Annotated in this window: 22 protein-coding genes and 2 pseudogenes; 13 read left to right on the top strand and 11 right to left on the bottom strand. The window is 66.3% G+C overall.

Translation table 11 applies throughout. The features are described from left to right. The first annotated feature begins 160 nt into the window (after positions 1-160). A complete protein-coding gene (locus WAN71_RS15375) occupies positions 161-514 on the top strand; it encodes a DUF805 domain-containing protein (protein ID WP_422226154.1) in 354 nt (117 codons plus the stop codon). Between the two features lie 293 nt (positions 515-807). On the opposite strand, the gene WAN71_RS15370 is transcribed toward WAN71_RS15375, so the two are convergent. Next, the gene (locus tag WAN71_RS15370) at positions 808-1011 is read right to left on the bottom strand and encodes a hypothetical protein (RefSeq protein WP_422226153.1); all 204 of its coding nucleotides are present in this window, start codon (positions 1009-1011) and stop codon (positions 808-810) included. 116 nt (positions 1012-1127) lie between these two features. On the opposite strand from WAN71_RS15370, the gene WAN71_RS15365 reads away from it, so the two are divergent. Next, positions 1128-1598, top strand: coding sequence for a PASTA domain-containing protein (locus tag WAN71_RS15365; RefSeq protein ID WP_422226152.1), 471 nt, complete (start codon positions 1128-1130; stop codon positions 1596-1598). Between the two features lie 69 nt (positions 1599-1667). On the opposite strand, the gene WAN71_RS15360 is transcribed toward WAN71_RS15365, so the two are convergent. The 4 genes from WAN71_RS15360 to WAN71_RS15345 all read right to left on the bottom strand — a co-directional run bounded on the left by WAN71_RS15360 (position 1668) and on the right by WAN71_RS15345 (position 3173). After that, positions 1668-2069 (bottom strand): MmpS family transport accessory protein, encoded by a 402-nt coding sequence (locus tag WAN71_RS15360; RefSeq protein WP_422226151.1) that lies wholly within the window; start codon positions 2067-2069, stop codon positions 1668-1670. 14 nt (positions 2070-2083) lie between these two features. Further along, the gene (locus WAN71_RS15355; RefSeq protein WP_422226150.1) at positions 2084-2308 is read right to left on the bottom strand and encodes a hypothetical protein; all 225 of its coding nucleotides are present in this window, start codon (positions 2306-2308) and stop codon (positions 2084-2086) included. A 40-nt stretch (positions 2309-2348) separates the two neighbouring features. Further along, a complete protein-coding gene (locus WAN71_RS15350; RefSeq protein ID WP_422226149.1) occupies positions 2349-2726 on the bottom strand; it encodes a DUF732 domain-containing protein in 378 nt (125 codons plus the stop codon). Between the two features lie 69 nt (positions 2727-2795). Next, positions 2796-3173 (bottom strand): DUF732 domain-containing protein, encoded by a 378-nt coding sequence (locus WAN71_RS15345; RefSeq protein ID WP_422226148.1) that lies wholly within the window; start codon positions 3171-3173, stop codon positions 2796-2798. 75 nt (positions 3174-3248) lie between these two features. On the opposite strand from WAN71_RS15345, the gene WAN71_RS15340 reads away from it, so the two are divergent. From WAN71_RS15340 to WAN71_RS15325, 4 genes are all read left to right on the top strand, one after another. Next, complete coding sequence (locus WAN71_RS15340; RefSeq protein WP_422226147.1) at positions 3249-3734, top strand: polyketide cyclase; 486 nt, start codon at positions 3249-3251, stop codon at positions 3732-3734. 74 nt (positions 3735-3808) lie between these two features. After that, positions 3809-4546, top strand: coding sequence for a Clp protease N-terminal domain-containing protein (locus WAN71_RS15335; RefSeq protein WP_422226146.1), 738 nt, complete (start codon positions 3809-3811; stop codon positions 4544-4546). A gap of 84 nt (positions 4547-4630) precedes the next feature. Continuing rightward, positions 4631-5137: a hypothetical protein gene (locus WAN71_RS15330; protein WP_422226145.1), complete on the top strand. Its 507-nt coding sequence runs from the start codon at positions 4631-4633 to the stop codon at positions 5135-5137. Beyond that, positions 5125-5676, top strand: a complete 552-nt coding sequence (locus tag WAN71_RS15325) for a GNAT family N-acetyltransferase (protein WP_422226144.1) — start codon at positions 5125-5127, stop codon at positions 5674-5676. The genes WAN71_RS15330 and WAN71_RS15325 overlap by 13 nt, the downstream gene beginning before the upstream one ends. Here the strand turns inward: WAN71_RS15325 and zapE are convergent. Beyond that, complete coding sequence (zapE, locus tag WAN71_RS15320; RefSeq protein WP_422226143.1) at positions 5673-6737, bottom strand: cell division protein ZapE; 1065 nt, start codon at positions 6735-6737, stop codon at positions 5673-5675. The genes WAN71_RS15325 and zapE overlap by 4 nt on opposite strands. 34 nt (positions 6738-6771) lie before the next feature. Between zapE and WAN71_RS15315 the strand changes: the two genes are divergently transcribed. The 4 genes from WAN71_RS15315 to msrB all read left to right on the top strand — a co-directional run bounded on the left by WAN71_RS15315 (position 6772) and on the right by msrB (position 11048). Next, a complete protein-coding gene (locus WAN71_RS15315) occupies positions 6772-7554 on the top strand; it encodes a pyrimidine reductase family protein (protein ID WP_422226142.1) in 783 nt (260 codons plus the stop codon). 125 nt (positions 7555-7679) lie between these two features. Next, entirely contained in the window at positions 7680-9248 is a 1569-nt protein-coding gene (locus WAN71_RS15310; RefSeq protein WP_422226141.1) for an alpha/beta fold hydrolase, read from the top strand. A gap of 18 nt (positions 9249-9266) precedes the next feature. Beyond that, complete coding sequence (gene aftC / locus WAN71_RS15305; RefSeq protein ID WP_422226140.1) at positions 9267-10589, top strand: arabinofuranan 3-O-arabinosyltransferase; 1323 nt, start codon at positions 9267-9269, stop codon at positions 10587-10589. Positions 10590-10640: 51 nt separating this feature from the next. After that, a complete protein-coding gene (gene msrB, locus WAN71_RS15300; protein WP_422226139.1) occupies positions 10641-11048 on the top strand; it encodes a peptide-methionine (R)-S-oxide reductase MsrB in 408 nt (135 codons plus the stop codon). A gap of 69 nt (positions 11049-11117) precedes the next feature. On the opposite strand, the gene WAN71_RS15295 is transcribed toward msrB, so the two are convergent. Genes WAN71_RS15295 through hemE form a run of 4 tightly spaced genes read right to left on the bottom strand, consistent with a single transcriptional unit; the run spans position 11118 to position 14993 of the window. After that, a complete protein-coding gene (locus WAN71_RS15295) occupies positions 11118-11867 on the bottom strand; it encodes a class I SAM-dependent methyltransferase (protein WP_422226138.1) in 750 nt (249 codons plus the stop codon). After that, positions 11864-12568 carry a hydrogen peroxide-dependent heme synthase gene (gene hemQ, locus WAN71_RS15290; protein WP_422226137.1) on the bottom strand — a complete coding sequence of 235 codons (705 nt, stop codon included), beginning with the start codon at positions 12566-12568 and terminating at the stop codon, positions 11864-11866. Before hemQ ends, WAN71_RS15295 begins: the two co-directional genes overlap by 4 nt. 5 nt (positions 12569-12573) lie before the next feature. After that, a complete protein-coding gene (locus WAN71_RS15285) occupies positions 12574-13947 on the bottom strand; it encodes a protoporphyrinogen oxidase (protein WP_422226136.1) in 1374 nt (457 codons plus the stop codon). Next, on the bottom strand, positions 13944-14993 hold the full coding sequence (hemE, locus tag WAN71_RS15280; protein WP_422226135.1) for a uroporphyrinogen decarboxylase: 1050 nt from the start codon (positions 14991-14993) through the stop codon (positions 13944-13946). The genes WAN71_RS15285 and hemE overlap by 4 nt, the downstream gene beginning before the upstream one ends. A gap of 108 nt (positions 14994-15101) precedes the next feature. Between hemE and WAN71_RS15275 the strand changes: the two genes are divergently transcribed. The 3 genes and pseudogenes from WAN71_RS15275 to WAN71_RS15265 all read left to right on the top strand — a co-directional run bounded on the left by WAN71_RS15275 (position 15102) and on the right by WAN71_RS15265 (position 17910). Further along, on the top strand, positions 15102-15932 hold the full coding sequence (locus tag WAN71_RS15275; RefSeq protein ID WP_422226134.1) for an enoyl-CoA hydratase/isomerase family protein: 831 nt from the start codon (positions 15102-15104) through the stop codon (positions 15930-15932). Between the two features lie 19 nt (positions 15933-15951). After that, positions 15952-16616 (top strand): annotated as a pseudogene (locus WAN71_RS15270) (DUF3000 domain-containing protein). Position 16617: 1 nt separating this feature from the next. After that, the gene (locus WAN71_RS15265) at positions 16618-17910 is read left to right on the top strand and encodes an HRDC domain-containing protein (RefSeq protein ID WP_422226133.1); all 1293 of its coding nucleotides are present in this window, start codon (positions 16618-16620) and stop codon (positions 17908-17910) included. A 181-nt stretch (positions 17911-18091) separates the two neighbouring features. Here WAN71_RS15265 and WAN71_RS15260 read toward each other — a convergent pair. Next, positions 18092-18539: pseudogene (locus WAN71_RS15260) on the bottom strand (transketolase C-terminal domain-containing protein); the annotation flags it as partial.

The raw sequence follows: 18539 nt of genomic DNA, 5'->3' as shown, positions 1-18539 counted from the left end.
CGTCGTGAGGATCCGTGGATGGTCACTGCTCCCGTGGGACGAAGCCGTTTGGGGCGTGCTTCCGGGGGCCGCTGTGGTACGGTTTCGCTTCCACAGCCGGCTTTGAAGCGGGGGATAAGATGGCTTCGGGCAAGCGATTTCGGCCGGGTTCAAGAAATACGTGAATTTCCGCGATCGGGCCTGCCGGTCCGAATTCTGGTATTGGGCTCTCTTCACCAACATCCTCGGCATCGTGGCGTTCGTCATCGACTTGATGCTGAAGACACAGCTGCCAATCGCTGTCTGGCTTGTTACGCTCCCCACCTACATTCCCACCCTCGCCATCGGCGTGCGGCGCCTGCACGACGTCGACCGCACGGGCTGGTGGATTCTGATCAGCTTTATCCCGCTGATCGGCGTCATCGTCCTCTTGTTCTGGTGGGCCACCAAGGGGACCGACGGACCGAACCAATTCGGACCGGATCCCTTAGCCGCGAATCCATTCCCGACTGAGCAACTCGGCGCTCCGGCTTAGGGCGGGGCGTTCTGCTGCGTGACGACTGCGCACTCACTGCGCGTCCTCGCGCAGCTTGAGTCCGGCGTCGATGAAGCTGCCCCAGTCCACGCTCACTACTTCAATCCCAGTGCCGCGCACCACAGTTTATGCAATTCAGAGGCCATTTTCTGAACTGAAATCGGGCCGCATCGACGATGCGAGGGCCAGACGGTCAGCGAGCTAGCAACCGACAATCGATGGGATTGCTGCAACAATCGCCCCGCCACCCCGACCGGGATGACGGGGCGACCACCGCACGCCTGGATAGCCCATCACCACCGCGGCGGCCACCATTGCCAGCCGCCCCAGCCGTGGCCACCGCCGCCCCAGCCGCCGTGGCCGTCCATCCATGCGGTGGCGATCCCGGCCGGCTGGGCCGAAACGGGAGCGGCCACCGCCGTCGGCGCAGCGGCGATCGCTGCCGCGGCGGCTCCCGCCACCAACAGCGTTGTGATGTACTTCGGGCGAATCCGCATGACTGCGCTCCTTCGATTGTCGGGCTAGCCAGTGCTTGGCTAGCTTGTCTAACAATGGTCAACGCCGAGTGCGCTCGGATCCTTCCCTCAGATCCTCGACGGTCTACCGTTGATGGATGCCCGCGGTCGGCGAGCGACAACATCGCCAACCGAATCCGTTAGCGCAAGCGGGGATACCGTTCTCGCGCCGGCGCGCCTGGGGCGACAAAGCTAGCCATCCCGGCACGCCGATAGCCGCACGTCATCGGGGAAGGTCCATCGCTGCAGGTGGGGTAATCGCGGCGCTCACATTCGCGGCGCCGGGCCACGCCGACGACGACGCATTCGGTCCCACGGCGCAGCAGGACTGTACCGCCTTAAGCTGGCCTCAACCCCTCCCCAACGCTGTGGGTAGGCAGCTCGAAGACATCGTCAACGACGATTCGTTCTGGATCTGCCTCAACATCGCTGCCATAGCGCCCGACGGGCACGACGTCATGGACGACAACAGCGGATTCGCGCAGTCATGGCGAATCACAAGCCAGTCGCCAGAACCAGGAACGCCGGTGGCAGAGAATGAAACCATTACCCTCAACGTGTCGCCATAGCTCTATGCCAACGGCGACAACGGAATTAGCGTAAAAGTGGGCTGGCGCAACACCGATGCCGCAGCCGTACTAATGGATGAGTGAAGAAGCATAGGGGGCGGCGCTGGTTGGGGAGGTCGGGTAGATGGGCGCCGAGCAATTGGCCGAGCTGTTTAGGCCGACGGCGGACTTCTGGTCGCGGACCTCCCCGTTGATGGTGATCTGGCAATGCACCTCCTCGCCGGTGGTCTGCGCGTCGACGGCAAACAGCCCAGAAGTCGCCTCGCTCGTAAAAGTGGTCGACCAGCTGGCCGGCTGGTCTGCTACCTGGCGCATGTTGTCCATCTCGTCGTAGTACGACACCGAAACCAGCGGGGCGTCCGAGCTGACCGTGTAGGTCACCGTATCGCCAGGATCGGCGGCGGCGGCTGCGGCCGTTGTTAGCGAAGCTCCCACCAACAGCCCAGTGGCTGTAGCAAATCGCGCAGTCATCGGCTGATCGAACGTCAGGAGCGCGGCTGATGGCCGATGACCATGCGCGTTGCGTGTATTTCAGTGCCCTCGGTGGTCTCGACTACCTCGAGCCAGCCGTGTGGAGAGTAAACCTGCGTGTTGACCCTGTTGTTCGCTCCGATAGTGACGGTGAGGACGCCGTTTTCGTTGACGGCGTAGGTGTCCTTGTCGCCATAGTCGACGAAATGGCCAGTGCTGATCACAACCGTGAATGCCATCTGTGGAGTCTCGCACGACGGCCCCCCCACAGCAGCGCCCTTACTCTCGCCGTCCGCCCGATATTCCCACTCGGTTCGGTGGGCGCTCGCTGCTCTCGCCGCTGTTGTCGCTGGCGCGCTGCAGGAATTGCGGACAGTAGGCGCTCGCCGCGATCGCGGTGAACTTGGCGGCGCTGGTCGTCGTGATTCCCGGGTTCTGCTCTGTCACGTGCTGGATGACGTCGAGTTCCGGCTGGCCCTGATCCATCAGCCCGCAAGCGGTCCTGCCGGCGTTGATTGCGCCAGGTCCGTTGTTAAAGGTGATACCTGCCTTGGTCAGCGCGTCGAGGAAACTCGCATCGACGCCCGGGTCGGCCTGCGCCGGCACAGCCAAACCCAGCGTGGCGGCGATGCCGAAGAGCGCCATGCGACGTCGCATCCGTCCATCATGGCACGTCGGGGCCACTGTGAAACCGGCCGTGCGGACCCGGAAACGAGTGCCTAGCCGCTACTCGTGCGCTGCACCCGAGGTGCTTACCGGGCTGGATGGAGGCTGGGCACTGTCGCTGGCGCGTTGCAGGTACTGCGGGCAGTAGGCGCTGGCCGCTATCGCAGTGAACTGCGCCGCCCTGGTCGTGTCCAAGCCCGGATTCTGCCCCGTCACGTGCTGGATGACGTCGAGTTCCGGCTGCCCCTGCTCCATCATCCTGCAGGCGGCCTTACCGGCCTTGACGGCGCCCGCCGGGCTTTTGATGGTGATCCCCGCTTTGGTGAGCGCATCCAGAAAGCTCGCATCAAGGTTCGCGTCGACGCCCGGATCGGCCTGCACTGGCGCGGCCAAACCCAGCATGGCGGCGGTGCCGAGCAGCACCAGAAGACGTCGCATCCGCCTATCATCGCTCACGTCAACCCCGTTGTCGTATCGGCACCACAGGCCCCAGAATGCTGTCAAGATCAGACGGTGGCCGAGAAAATCGAAGTCCAACGCAAGATTGCCGCTCACCCAGCCGACATTTTCGCAGTGCTCTGCGATCCCCAGGGGCACGTCGCCATCGACTCAACCGGAATGCTGCAGGACGCCGAAGGCGGCCCCGTTGCCGCCGCGGGCGACAGCTTCGTCGTCCATATGGACCGCGACGCGCTCAACGACTTTCCGGAACTGGGCAAGTACGACGTCACCGTCAACGTTCGCGACTTCGAACCTGACCGGCTGATCTCGTGGACGGTGCTGGGCCAGATCCGCCCGGAGATCGGCCACGTGTACGGGTACCGCCTCGAACCCGACGAGACCGGCGAAGGCACCCTCGTCACGTCGTTCTACGACTGGTCCCAGATCAACGATCAGTGGCGCGAGGCCAACATTTTTCCGGTGATTTCCGAGCTCGCATTGCGGGCCACGCTGGGCATCTTGGATCGCACCGTGCGGCGCGGCTACTCGAAGGGCTAAGTGAGCACCGCTCGCAAAAGCTGCACGTCAACCCATAGTTGACGAAACGCAGCCGTCAACCTAACGTTGACGGCATGACAGACTCCGCCGCCGGGCCCACACCGATCACCCACCCCGTTCGACTCGACGAGCTGATCAACGCCATCAAGCAGGTGCACGCCGACGTGCTCGACCAGCTCAGCGACGCCGTCTTGGCGGCCGAACACCTCGGCGAGGTCGCCGACCACCTGATCGGGCACTTCGTCGATCAAGCGCGCCGATCGGGAGCGTCCTGGACTGACATCGGCAAGAGCATGGGTGTCACCAAGCAAGCAGCACAGAAGCGGTTCGTGCTGCGGGCCGAGGCCACCTCACTCGACCCGAACCAGGGATTCGAACGCTTCACCCCCCGGGCCCGCAACGTCGTCATCGCCGCTCAAAACGCCGCATGCGAGGCACACAACGCCGAAATCACCCCCGATCATCTGTTGGTGGGCGTGCTGAGCGACGCGGACGCGCTGGCCAGCAAGCTGCTGGCCGCGCAGCAGGTCGACCCCGAATCTGTTCGTGCAGCGATCACGCTGCCATCGGCCATCGCCAATCCGCCGCAGCTGATTCCGTTCAGCGGTCCGGCCCGCAAAGCACTCGAGCTGACCTTCCGTGAGGCACTTCGCTTGGGCCACAACTACATCGGAACCGAGCATCTGCTGCTCGCGCTGCTCGAACTGGAGGACGGCAGCGGTCCGCTGCACCGGGCGGGCATCGACAAGGACCGCGTCGAAACCGATCTGACTGCTGTGCTGGAATCCCTGGTGGCCCGGCAGAAGAACTGACCGCAGCGTTGCGCAACCCGGCGACGCAGACTCCGCGGTGTGCCATCATGCGAGAGTCATACAGGCCGGCCCAGAGGAGAAAAGATGCGCCGCTGCCTACTCGTGTTGGTCACCGTCTTCGCCGCCACCCTGCTCGGGATCCCGCGCGCATCAGCGGGTGACGCGCCGATCGGCCACCTCGGTGACACCTTGCGGGTCGACACCGGAAAGATGATCGCCGATATCACGGTGAGCAGCGTCCAACCGGTCGACCCGCCGCCGGGGTTCGGCTACAACCGTGTCGGCATCCCGGTCAAGAGCTTCCCGGACAGCGCGGTAGTGCGCGCGGACGTGGCAATCCACGCGGTCCGGGTGCCGAACCCGCACCAGATGCTCACCGATTTCACCTTCGACGGGGTAACCCCGTTCGGCGACGCCTATAAGTCCCGCCCGTCCGACGCGCCCGACGCACTGGATGCCGCGCTGACGAACGCACCGGCGGGCTCGATCGTTCGCGGCGGCGTGTATTGGGAGGCCTACCGCGACCCGGTCTCCAACGTCGTGCTGCTGGACAAGAAGACGGGCTATCACTTGGCGCAGTGGAACCTCTAGCCGCGTCTTTGACGGTGCGCCCCGCCACGGCGGATTCCGTTGACATCGCCGAGTTGGCCGGGGTCGCCGCACGCACTTTCCCGCTGGCGTGTCCTCCGTCGGTCACCCATGCGAACATCGCGGCGTTCGTCGACGCCAACCTGTCCGACGCGCGCTTCGCCGAGTATCTGGCCGATCCGCAACGGCTGATTTTCACCGCGAGCCACGACGATCGGATTGTCGGTTACGCCATGCTGATTCGCGGAGTCGGCGACGATCCGGAGGTGCAGCGCGCCGTGCGTGTTCGACCAGCCGTCGAGCTGTCGAAGATCTATGTGCTGCCGGATCATCACGGCTCGGGCCTATCGACGGCACTGATGAAGGCCGCGCTCGACGCCGCCGCCGAATGCGGCGCCGGCTGTGTGTGGCTGGGCGTCAATCAGAAAAACGCTCGCGCACAACGGTTTTACAAAAAGTGCGGCTTTACCGTCAACGGCGTCAGAACATTTCAGTTGGGCGCAGGTACTGAAAACGACTACGTGATGGTGCGACAGCTCTAAGCGGTGACGGCGGCAGTCAGGGCCAGCAGCCGCGACGTGGCCCGCAGATACTTCTTCCGGAAGCCACCGGCCAGCATCTCCTCGCTGAAGACGCGGTCCAGCTTCTCCCCGGAAGCCAACACCGGGATGCCGGCGTCGTAGAGCCGGTCGGTCAGCGCCACCAGCCGCAGTGCCACGTTCTGGTCTTCGATGGCGTGCACTCCGGTCAGGAACACCGCCGTCACATCCTCGATCAGCGTTAGATACCGCGACGGGTGCATGGTGGCCAGATGGGCGCAGAGCGCGTCGAAGTCGTCGAGCGTCGCACCCGGGACAGTCGCGGCGCGCGCGGCGACTTGTTCGTCAGTGGGCGGCTGGGGCGCAGGCGGCAACTCGCGGTGCCGGTAGTCGGGTCCATCGATCCGGACGACGTCGAAAATGGCTGCCAGCGTGTTGATTTCACGTAGGAAATCCTGCGCCGCAAAACGCCCCTCCCCCAGCTGCTCAGGCAGCGTGTTGGACGTCGCCGCCACCGACACACCGCGCTCGACAAGTTGGGAAAGCAGCCGGGATATCAGCGTGGTGTTTCCCGGGTCGTCCAACTCAAACTCGTCGATACACACCAGCGTGTAATCCCCGAGCAGGTCAATGCATTCGGTGAAGCCGAACACACCGGCCAGCTGGGTCAGCTCCATGAACGTCGCAAAAGCCTTGGGGTGGGCTTTTTTATCAGGCAACTCATCAGGCAGCTGACGGTAGGCAGCGGCCAGCAGATGCGTCTTGCCGACACCGAAACCACCATCGAGGTACAGCCCGACACCCGGCAACACTTCTCGCCGGCCGAACAGCTTCTTGCGGCCGGCGCGGCGCTCGACGGCCTGCCGACAGAACTGCTGGCAAGCCGACACGGCGGCGGACTGCGTCGGCTCGGCCGGGTCGGGGTGATAGCTGGCGAAGCTCACCTCGGCGAAGGTCGGCGGGGGTGTCAACTGGGCGATCAGCCGTTCGGGTGACACGGTCGGCTGCCGATCGACCAGACGAGCAACTCCGCCGCTGGCATCCGCGGAGGTGGGGCCGTGCATGCAGGCACCCTACCGACGTGCTCCAATCATGCCCATGCCTGACCACGCTGGGAACCAAGCCGGCGGGAAGCAGCTGAGACTGCTCGGCTCGGTCCGCGAACTCGACGGCGGCGAACTGCCCGAGCTCTACGGCTACCCGACCGAGCTGAACAGGATTTGGCTTCGGGCGACCTTCATCGCCAGCCTCGACGGTGGCGCCACCGTCGGCGGCACCACCGGTCGACTGGGCGGGCCCGGCGACCGCGCGGTCTTCAACCAGCTACGTGAACTTGCCGACGTGATCCTGGTCGGCGCGGGAACGGTACGCGTTGAGGGCTACTCGGGCGCGCGCCCGAGCGTCGCGCAGCGCCAACGCCGCCACGCCTGCGGGCAGAGCGAGGTTCCACAACTGGCAATCGTCACCAAATCCGGCCGCCTGGACCGGGATATGCCGGTGTTCACCCGCACCGAGGTGCCGCCGCTGGTGTGCACCTGCGTGGCGGTGGCCGACCAGACCCGGAGCGGGCTCGCCGGCCTCGCCGAGGTGGTCGAGTGCTCGGCCGACGACCCCGACCGGGTCGACGAAGCCGCGGTGCTGGCGGCGCTGGCCGATCGCGGCCTGTTCCGGGTTTTGACCGAGGGCGGTCCCATGCTGTTCAGTTCGTTCGTCGAGCGCGGCCTGCTCGACGAACTGTGCCTGACGATCGCGCCGAGCCTGGTCGGCGGTCTGGCCGGCCGCATCGCCACGGGCCCGGGACAGGTGCTGACCGAGATGCGCTGCGCGCACATCCTCACCGACGAGGGCGGCTACCTGTACACCCGCTATGTCAAAGCCTGAGTCGCGCCGCGCGGCAACGATGCGGGCCGACGGCCCGATGAGGCGCTGCGCAGGACCCGAGCAATGGCTCGCCCGACGACGATGCGGGCCGGTTCGGCCCGAGGAGAAGTCGGGCAATCGCTACTGTGGTCGGCATGAGCCGGCACGCCGCAATCGCCACGTCATTGATCGTGGTGATTGGGTTGCTGGCCGGCTGTGCGCCTGGCTTGGCCGCCAACCCGCGCTTCGCCACCAACGCGGGCGCCCGGCCGCAGGGCAAGGCGACCACGGCGAAGCCGGCTAACGGTCCGCCCCCGATCGCCGCGCCCAAGAACGACTTGTCGTGGCGTGACTGCACGACGAAGGAATTCAGCGACGCCGCGGTCCCCCCGGCACCTGGCGTCAAGCTGGATTGCGCAAGCTACGACGCCGACCTCGACCCGGTCAACGGCGCGGCCGGCACGCTGAGCATCGGTGTGGTGCGCGCCCGCTCGGTAAAGACTCCGCACGATGCCGGTCCGCTGGTCTTCACCACCGGCTCGGATCTGCCCTCGTCGCTGCAGCTGCCGGTGTGGCTGGCGCGCGCCGGCGCCGACGTGCTGGAAAAGCACCCCATCGTCGCCGTCGACCGCCGCGGCATGGGCACGTCGAGCCCGGTCGACTGCCTCGATCAGTTCGACCGCCAGGAGATCCGCGACCAGGCGCAGTTCCAGGCCGGCAACGATCCCGTCGCCAACCTCGCGGACATCGTGCAGAACGCCACTACCAGCTGCACCGACACCATCGCGCCTGGCGACTCCGCCTACGACGACACACACGCCGCCACCGACATCGAGCGACTGCGCAGTATGTGGGACGTGCCCGCGCTGGCGCTGATCGGCATCGGCAGCGGCGCCCAGGTTGCGCTGTCCTACGCAAGCTCGCATCCCGACAAGGTCGCCAGGCTGGTCCTCGATTCCCCGATCGCGTTGGGCGTGGGCGCCGAAGCGGCCGCCGAGCAACAGGTCAAAGGGCAGCAATCGGCACTGGATGCATTCGCCGCGCAATGCGCGGCGGTGAACTGCCCGCTGGGCCCCGACCCCAAAGCCGCGGTGAACTCGCTGCTGGCCGACGCCCGCGCCGGCCACGGCCTCGGGGGTATATCGGTGGCCACCCTTGCCAACGCCATCAGCACTGCGCTGGGCTACCCCACCGGTGACCGGGTAAGCACCACCAACGACTTGGCCACCGCACTCGCAACCGCGCGCTCCGGTGACACCAATCTGCTGACCAGCCTGGCCAACCGGGCAGCGGGCATCACCGGCACCGACGGGCAGTTCGTCAATTCATGCAGTGACGCGCTCAACCGCCCCACACCCGATCGGATACGGGAGCTGGTCGTCTCCTGGGGCAAGCTCTACCCCCAGTTCGGCACTGTCGGTGCACTCAATCTGGTCAAATGCGTCTCCTGGCCGAGCACGACGCCGCCGCCGCCACCGAAGGTTCTCAAAATCAACGTGCTTCTCATGGGCGTGCAGGACGACCCGATCGTCGGGTCGGAAGGCGTCTCGGCCACCGCTGCCACCATCATCAACGCCACCGCAGCCAGCAAGCGGGCGATGTGGCAAGGGATCGGCCACGGCGCCAGCATCTACTCCTCATGCGCAGTTCCGCCGCTGATCGGCTACCTGGACAGCGGCCAGTTGCCGTCGACCGACACCTACTGTCCCGCCTGATCGCTGCAGCGATTGCCCGTGTACGGTGCGCTCGTGACGGCAGTTGACTCCCCTCGTGGCGGTCTGCGCGATTGGGCGCAGGCAACGTTCGGTCCCCGCACCGCCGCGCCGAGTACGGCGACTGCGCTGCGTTCGGTGCTGTGGCCGGTGGCCATCCTGGCAGTAATCCACCGCACCATCGTGGTGACCACCAACGGCAATATCACCGACGATTTCGCGCCGGTTTACCGCGCGCTGTCGAACTTCTGGCAAGGCAAGGAGTTCTACAACGAGCATTTCGACTACGTCGACCCGCACTACCTGTATCCCCCCGGCGGCACGTTGCTCATGGCGCCCTTTGGCTATCTGCCAATCGCGGAGTCGCGCTACTTGTTCATCGCGTGCAACAGCGCCGCCATCGTCCTGGCCGGGTACGTGTTACTGCGGATGTTCAACTTCAAGCTGACTTCGGTGGCCGCCCCGGCGCTGCTGCTGGCGATGTTCTGCACCGAATCCGTCACCAACACACTGGTTTTCACCAACATCAACGGTGTCATCCTGCTGCTTGAGGTGCTGTTTTTGCGATGGCTGCTCAACGGCTCCAAGACCGGCGGGGACGCCCATCAGTGGTGGGCGGGCATCGCGATCGGCCTGGCGCTGGTGGTCAAACCGGTGCTGGCGCCGCTGCTGCTGTTACCGTTGCTGAACCGGCAGTGGCGCGCGGTGGCGGCTGCCATCGTGGTGCCGGTGGCGTTCAATCTGGCCGCGCTTCCGCTGGTCAAGCACCCGATGGACTTCTTTACCCGCACGCTGCCCTACACGCTCGGCGTCCGTGACTACTTCAACAGCTCGATTGAAGGCAACGGCGTGTACTTCGGACTGCCTTTCTGGCTGATCCTGCTGTTGCGAATCCTGTTCACACTGCTCGCCATGGGCAGCTTGTGGCTGCTGTACCGCTACTACCGCACCCGCGACCCGCTGTTCTGGTTCACCACATCGTCGGGCGTGCTGCTGCTGTGGTCGTGGCTGGTGCTGTCGCTGTCCCAGGGCTACTACTCGATGATGCTGTTCCCGTTCCTGATGACGGTCGTATTGCCCGACTCGGTGATTCGCAACTGGCCGGCGTGGCTGGGCATCTACGGCTTTTTGACGATGGATCGCTGGCTGCTGTTCAACTGGATGTATATCGGGCGGCCGCTGGAATACCTGAAGATCACCTACGGCTGGTCGCTACTGCTGATCGTGGTGTTCACCGTGCTCTACTTCCGCTACCTGGATGCCAAAGCCGAGAACCGGCTGGACAACGGCATCGACCCGGCATGGCTGACGGCCAAGCGTGAGCGCGCTAGCGTGGATGCATGAGTGCTCCCGCGCCACGACGATGCAGAGCGAAGCGATGAGGAGGAGTGGCGCATGACCCCACAGCCGCACGTGCAACTGACCGACGACGAGTGGCGCCAGAAACTCACGCCCGACGAGTTTGCGGTGCTGCGACGGGCCGGCACCGAGCGCCCGTTCACCGGTGAGTACACCGACACCAAGACCACCGGCGTCTACGAGTGCCGGGCCTGCGGCGCCGAACTGTTCCGCAGCTCCGAGAAGTTCGAATCCCATTGCGGCTGGCCGTCATTCTTCGATCCGGCGAACTCCGATGCGGTAATACTGCGGTCTGACCATTCGATGGGCGCCATCCGCACCGAGGTGTTGTGCGCCAACTGCCACAGTCATCTGGGCCACGTGTTCGCCGGAGAGGGCTATCCCACTCCGACCGACCAGCGCTACTGCATCAATTCGATCTGTCTGCGCCTGGTGGCTGGCTGATTTCGCGACACTGAAATCATTGCGACGACACGCCGGGCGCATTCGCAACCGTTTAAGTCTCGTCGCCGATCAGTCCAGCCGAGTCGCGTGCATTTCCCAGAACGGGGCGTGCGCCCTGCCGTTAGTCAGCCACGGTTCGATGACCCGGAACCGCTCCAGTAGTGGCTTGATTTGCTCAGCCTGATCGGGGTTGCGGGCAAGCATCATCTCGAAGGTTTGCACGCTCATGTTGACCTGGTACGTGGTCGGACCCAGATGGGTGATCTCCCAACCGGCGTCGGGGAACACCCGCCGAAAGTCGTCTTGGGACAGCGATCGCGGCATCCGAAAGCCGTTGACGTCGTGGGCGCCGAATTCGAACATGTACAGCCGCGCCCCGGGTTTGGTAGCGCGATGCAACGCGCGCGCATACGACCGCTGCAGCTCCGGCTCGGTCGAAAAGGTGTGGTAGAAGGCGCAGTCGACGACGGTGTCGAAGTGGTTCTCCAGACCGTCCAGCTTGGTCGCGTCGGCCAATTGGAAGTTCACCGACACTCCTGCTTTGCGGGCGTTCTCCTCGGCCCGCTCCAGGCCGGCCGGCGAGGCGTCGATGCCGGTGGCCGAGTAGCCCTTTGACGCGTAGTAGATGGCGTGGTGGCCCGGGCCGGTGCCTGGGTCGAGGACCTCGCCCTTGACCGCGCCCAGCGCGACCAGTTGCTGGACGACCGGTTGCGGGCCACCGATGTCCCACGGTGTGGCCGCCGGCAAGCCGTGCGAGACCCGCTGATCGCGGTACATCTCTTCAAAGCGGCTCGGATCGGTCGGTGCTGGTTGGTTCATGGCAGCGCGGCGACCAGCTGCTCGACCGGCACCCGCGGCCCGGTGAAAAACGGCGTCTCCTCGCGGGTATGCCGTCGTGCGTCGGTGGCCCGCAGTTCCCGCATCAGGTCGACGATGCGGTGCAACTCAGGGGCCTCGAAGGCCAGGATCCACTCATAGTCGCCGAGCGCGAAAGCCGGCACGGTGTTGGCCCGGACGTCCTTGTATTCCCGGGCCGCCATGCCGTGTTCTGCGAGCATGCGCCGGCGTTCCTCGTCGGGTAGCAGATACCACTCGTAGGACCGCACGAAGGGGTAGACGCAGATGTAGGCGCCCGGCTCCTCGCCGGCCAGAAATGCCGGGATGTGGCTCTTGTTGAACTCCGCCGGCCGGTGCAGCGCCACGCTGCTCCACACCGGCGTGCACGCCCGGCCGAGTGTGGTGGTACGTCGGAAATCCTCATAGGTCGCCTGCAGCGCTTCGACGCGTTCGGCGTGCGTCCAGATCATGAAATCGGCGTCTGCCCGCAAGCCCGCGACGTCGTAGAGACCGCGCAGCACAACGCCGTGCTCTTCGCGCTGCTTGAAAAAGGTCGCGGTCTCGTCAATCACCTCTTCTCTGGCATCCCGATCGTCGCCGAGAGCCCCGGGGCGGACGGAGAACACCGAGAACATCAGGTACCGAACAGCGGCGTTTAGCGCGTCGTAGTCCAACCGGGCCATGACAACTATCGTGCCACGGAGGTTTCGACCGCCCGGATCGCGCCGGTGACGGCGCGGCCGGCCGCGCCGATGCAGGCCGGCACCCCGATACCGTCGAGGTAACTGCCCGCCACCGCCACGGTCGGCGGCAGGCCTGCGCGCAGCTCGGCGACCAAGTCGCGATGGCCAGGCCCGTACTGCGGCATCGCCTCCAGCCAGCGCCGAATGCAGACGTCCACCGGGTCGACCGCCAGCCCGAAAACGTCTGCCAGGTCCTGTATCGCCCACGCCAGCAGTTCGTCGTCGGACGCGCGGCGGGCTACCTCATCGCCGAACCGGCCGAACGAAAGTCGCAGTAGCTCCACATCGGTACGCCGTCCCCACTTTCGCGACGACAACGTAATTGCCTTGGCGTGCAACCGTTCTCCGCTGGCTACCAGCACGCCGGAATTCTGCGGGAAGCGGATACCGCGCGGCACGGCCATCGCAACCACCACCGAGGACGCGCTGGCGACGCGACTGGCCGCGGCGGCGGTGCGTGGCGCGATGCGGTCGACCAGCCCGACCAGGCGTGCAGCCGGGACGGCCAGGATTACCGCGTCGGCACGCCACTGGCCACCGGCGTCGTCGTGCAGCGTCCAGCCGCCGGCAGGAGCTTCAATGGCTTCGATACCGTCCACCGCCGCCGGTACCCAATTCGGCCGGCTGCGACGGACCAGTTCGTCAACCAGCACCGCGTAACCGCCGCCCACCGAGCCGAATACCGGGCCTGCGGTGACGCTCATCAACGCTTGACGGACCGCGTCGGTGAGGTGGGCGGCGCCGGCGTCGAGAGCTCCCGCCAGGGTCGGGGCAGCCGAGCGAACGCCGATGGTCGCCGCCGATCCCGCGTACACCCCGCTAAGCATCGGATCCACCGACCGGGCCACCACCTGCTCGCCGAACCGGTCGGCGACCAGGTCGGCCACGACGGGATCGCCGCCGGGCTGCCAGTGAAGGGGACGACTCGGCTCGGAAGCGATACGCGCGAGGGTGGCGTCGTTCACGAGTCCGGCCATCGACTCCGCAGACGACGGAATGCCATTGAGCGTCGCCGGCGGCAGTGGATGCAGCCGATCCTGGCTGTAGATCAGCGGGCGCGCTCCGGTGGTCCCGACATGCCGGTTCGCCATGCCCAGTTCGGCTAGCAGCGCCGGCATCTCGGGGCGGCGTACCACGAACGCCTCGGCGCCGACGTCCACGGGAATCCCGCCGACTTGCTCGGTGCGCAGCACCCCGCCAAGCCGGTCGGCCGGGTCGAACAGCGTGATGCTCGCCTCGTCGCCGAGGGCCACCCGCAACCGGTAGGCCGCTGTCAGGCCCGAAATACCGCCGCCAACAACACAATACGAGGAGGTCATAACGAGTGAACCAGTGACACCAGGTCGGTGAGAACTTGCGCGTCGGTTTCCGGCAGCACCCCGTGCCCGAGGTTGAAAATGTGCCCGGCCGCGCCGGCGTCCACCGCGTTTCGTCCGTCGTCGACCACCGCGCGGGCGGCCTGCTCCACCGCCGGCCAGCCGGCCAGTAACACCGCCGGATCGAGGTTGCCCTGCAGCGCGGTACCGGTTTCGATCCGGGCGGCCGCGTCGACCAGCGACGTTCGCCAATCCACGCCGATGACCGTTGCACCCGCCTCCGACATGGCACCCAGCAGTTCGGCGGTGCCGACCCCGAAGTGCGTCATCGCGACGCCGCGGTCGGCCAGCGTGCCGAACACCCGCGCGCTGTGCGGCAGCACATAGCGCCGGTAGTCGGCAAGCGACAGCGCACCCGCCCACGAATCGAACACTTGAATTGCATCCACCCCGGCGTCGAGTTGGACCCGCAGAAACGCGATGGTGAGGTCGGTCAGCTTCTCCATCAGCGCATGCCAGCAGGTCGGCTCGGCCAGCATCATCGCCTTGGTGCGGGCGTGGTGGCGGCTCGGACCGCCCTCGACCAAATAGGACGCCAGCGTGAACGGCGCACCGGCAAACCCGATCAGCGGAACATCGCCCAGCGCCTGCACGAGCAGCGCGATCGCATCCGATACCGGTTGAACACGTTGCGGCTCAAGGGGTTTCAATGCATCGATATCAGCGGCGGTGCGCACCGGCGCTGCAATGATTGGTCCGACGTCAGGGACGATGTCCAGGTCGACACCGGCGCCGCGCAGCGGCACCACGATATCGGAGAACAAGATCGCGGCGTCGACGTCGTGGCGGCGTATCGGCTGCAGGGTGATCTCGGCGATCAGCTCGGCGTCGAAGCAGGCGTCCATCATGCTGCTGCATGCCCGCAGCGCACGGTATTCCGGCAGCGATCGGCCGGCCTGACGCATGAACCACACCGGGACCCGGTGCGGCTTGCGACCGGTGGCCGCGGCCAGGTACGGCGAGTCGGGCAGCGTGCGACGGGTACTCATCGGGTCCAATGCTCCCACGACCAGTGGTTGACGCGGTTCGTCAGGGACGATCCCCTGCCTCAGCGGCCGGCGGTGTTGCGCAAAAGAGGCGTGCGTAACCTGCCTAACATGCCAGTTCGCCACCCAGAAGTCAGCTACGACGAGTTTCCAAGCCTACGAATCGAACGCGCCGACCAGCCTGGTCAAGAAGGGGTGCTGAACCTGATTCTCGATGCTCCCGGGCTGAATTCGGTCGGACCGCAGATGCACCGCGATCTCGCCGACATCTGGCCGGTGATCGGTCGCGACCCCGGCGTGCGCGTCGTCTTGGTCCGCGGCGAGGGCAAAGCGTTCTCCTCCGGGGGCAGCTTCGACCTGATCGACGAGACCATAGGTGCGTTCCCCGAGCGGCTGCGCATCATGCGCGAGGCCCGCGATCTGGTGCTCAACATGGTCAACTGCGACAAGCCGGTGGTTTCGGCGATTCACGGCGCGGCAGTCGGTGCGGGTCTGGTGGTGGCGCTGCTCGCCGACGTCTCGGTGGCGGGTCGAACCGCCAAGATCATCGACGGCCACACCAAGCTGGGGGTAGCCGCGGGCGATCACGCGGCCATCTGCTGGCCACTGCTGGTGGGCATGGCCAAGGCCAAGTACTACCTGCTCACGTGTGAGGCGCTGTCCGGCGCGGAGGCGGAACGGATCGGGCTGGTGTCGATTTGTGTGGACGACGACGAAGTGCTCGGCACCGCCACCCGCATCGCGGCGGACCTGGCGCAAGGCGCGCAGTCGGCGATCCGCTTCACCAAACACAGCCTCAACCACTGGTACCGGATGTTCGCGCCCGCCTTCGAAACCTCCCTTGGCCTGGAGTTTCTGGGGTTCGGCGGCCCTGACGTCGCCGAGGGTCTAGCCGCTCACCGCGAGAAGCGGCCAGCTCGTTTCGCGGCCGACTCGCCCTAAACGGCGCGCCTTTTTCCGCGTGTCCGCAGATAGGTCTAGCGTCAGAGGTCGTGCCCCCGCCTGCGACGATGCGGGGCGGCGCGATGAGGAGGAGCGGCCCTTGTGAGCTCAGCCGAACCGGTCCCGTTCCGCGACGCGGTCGCGGCGATGAGTGGTGCCAGCGTGCGATCGGAGATCGAGCTGGGCCCCATCCGGCCGCCACAGCGTCTCGCGCCGTACAGCTACGCGCTGGGCGCCGAGGTCAAACGTCCCGAGGTCGACATCGTGTCGGAGCAGTCCGACGGTGACGCGTTCGGTCGGCTGATCCTGCTCTACGACCCGGATGGGGCCGACGCGTGGGACGGCACCATGCGGCTGGTCGCCTACATCCAGGCCGATCTGGACTCCAGCGAGGCCGTCGACCCGTTGCTGCCGGAGGTGGCGTGGAGCTGGCTGGTCGAAGCGCTGGACAAGCGCGCCGACCAGGTCACCGCGCTCGGTGGCACCGTCACCGCCACCAGCTCGGTGCGCTATGGGGACATCTCCGGACCGCCACGCGCCCATCAGCTGGAGCTGCGCGCGTCCTGGACAGCGATCACCCCGGACATCGGTACACACGTCGAGGCATTTTGCGAGGTGCTCGAGCATGCTGCGGGGCTGCCACCGGTCGGGGTGACGGATTTGGGCACCCGGTCCCGCGTCTGAGATGGTCGAGGCGACAGCCGAAACGCCGGAAAGCGCGGAACCTGACGTAACGCCGCTGCTTGCGCCCGCCGACGGTGTGCCCGACCTTTCGACGTCCGCGGCCGAGATCGCTGCCGCCGCAGAACTACTGGCCGGCGGCCATGGCGCGTTCGCGGTCGATGCCGAACGGGCTTCGGGATTTCGTTACTCCAACCGCGCCTACCTGATTCAGATTCGCCGGGCAGGCGCCGGCACCGTGCTCATCGATCCGGTCAGCCACGGCGGCGACCCGCTGACCGTGCTGCGGCCTGTCGCCGAAGTGCTCGCCGAAGACGAGTGGATTCTGCACGCGGCCGATCAGGACCTGCCGTGCCTGGCCGAGGTCGGCATGCGACCGCCGGCGCTGTATGACACCGAGCTGGCCGGACGGTTGGCCGGCTTCGACCGGGTCAACCTGGCGGCCGAGGCACAACGGCTGCTCGGCGTGGGTCTGGCCAAAGGTCATGGCGCTGCGGACTGGTCAAAGCGTCCGCTGCCGCCAGCGTGGCTGAACTACGCGGCCCTCGACGTGGAAGTCCTCATCGAACTACGGGACGCGATCGCGGGCGTGCTGGCTGAGCAGGGCAAAACAGGTTGGGCCGCAGAGGAATTCGACTACCTGCGGGCCGTGGGTGAGGCGCCGCCGACGACCCGCCGGGACCGCTGGCGACGCACGTCCGGTATCCATAAAGTGCGCAACCAGCGCGGCCTGGCGGCGGTTCGTGAATTGTGGACTGTGCGAGACGAAATCGCGCAACGCCGCGATATCGCCCCGGGGCGCATCTTGCCCGACTCGGCGATCATCGATGCCGCCACCGCCGACCCGAAGACCCGCGACGAGTTGATCGCCCTGCCGATATTCGGCGGTCCCCGGCAACGCCGTAACGCCGCGACATGGTTGGCGGCGCTGAAATCAGCGCGGGAAGCCTCCGGTCCGCCGGAGGAGGCCGAACTGCCTAACGGGCCACCCCCGCCGGCACGCTGGCCCAAGCGCAGACCGGAGGCCGCGGCGCGACTGGACGCCGCCCGCGCTGCGCTGCGCGAACTCTCCGAGCAAGTCTTGGTGCCGACCGAGAACCTGGTCTCGCCCGATCTGGTGCGACGGCTGTGCTGGGATTGGGAGGGCGCCGACAATCCGGCAACGGCGATTGACGCATTCCTGGCCGCCGGCCAGGCCCGCGGTTGGCAACGTGAGCTGGTGGTGCCGGCGCTGGCTGAAGCGTTGAAACCTCTTGACTCCACCGAAATCGACAGCAGCGCGCAAAAGTTCGAGTAGGCATGACGCTGCCGTCGATCTCGGCGACAAGAGTTCGCTAGTCCAGGTGCTCGCTGATCTCCGCTGCGGACTCAACACCATTGCTCAGGCCGATTGTCCGGCTCCTCAGCGGGCCGTCCCGGCCCGCATCGTCACCGGACAGGCCGATTGTCCGGCTCCTCAGCGGGCCGTCCCGGCCCTCATCGTCACCGGACAGGCCGGACAGCGCCGCCACCCAGCCGGTGATCTGCCGGGCCACGTCCTGCTCAGTCAAACCGGCTTCGGCGAGCACCTCTGGCCGCGAGGCGTGATCGAAGAATTGTTGCGGCAGTCCGACATCGCGGCACGGCACGTCGATCTCTTTGCGCCGCAACGCCGCTGACACCGCCGAACCGACGCCGCCGTTGACGCCGTTGTCTTCCATCGTGACAACCAGCTTGTGCGCAACCGCCAATTCGGCCACCACATCCGAAACCGGCAGTACCCAGCGCGGGTCGATCACCGTCACGCCGATGCCCTGGTTGCGCAGCCGCTCGGCCACCGCCAGGCCCGTCGACGCGAACGCCCCGACCGCCACCAACAACACCTCGGCGGTCAGCCCGTCGGCCGGCACCGCGAGCACGTCCACTCCGCTGCGGCGTTGAAGAGCC

It is taken from the genome of Mycobacterium sp. (assembly GCF_049280035.1).
GTDB lineage: Bacteria > Actinomycetota > Actinomycetes > Mycobacteriales > Mycobacteriaceae > Mycobacterium.
This window is presented reverse-complemented; position numbering and strand designations above follow the sequence as displayed.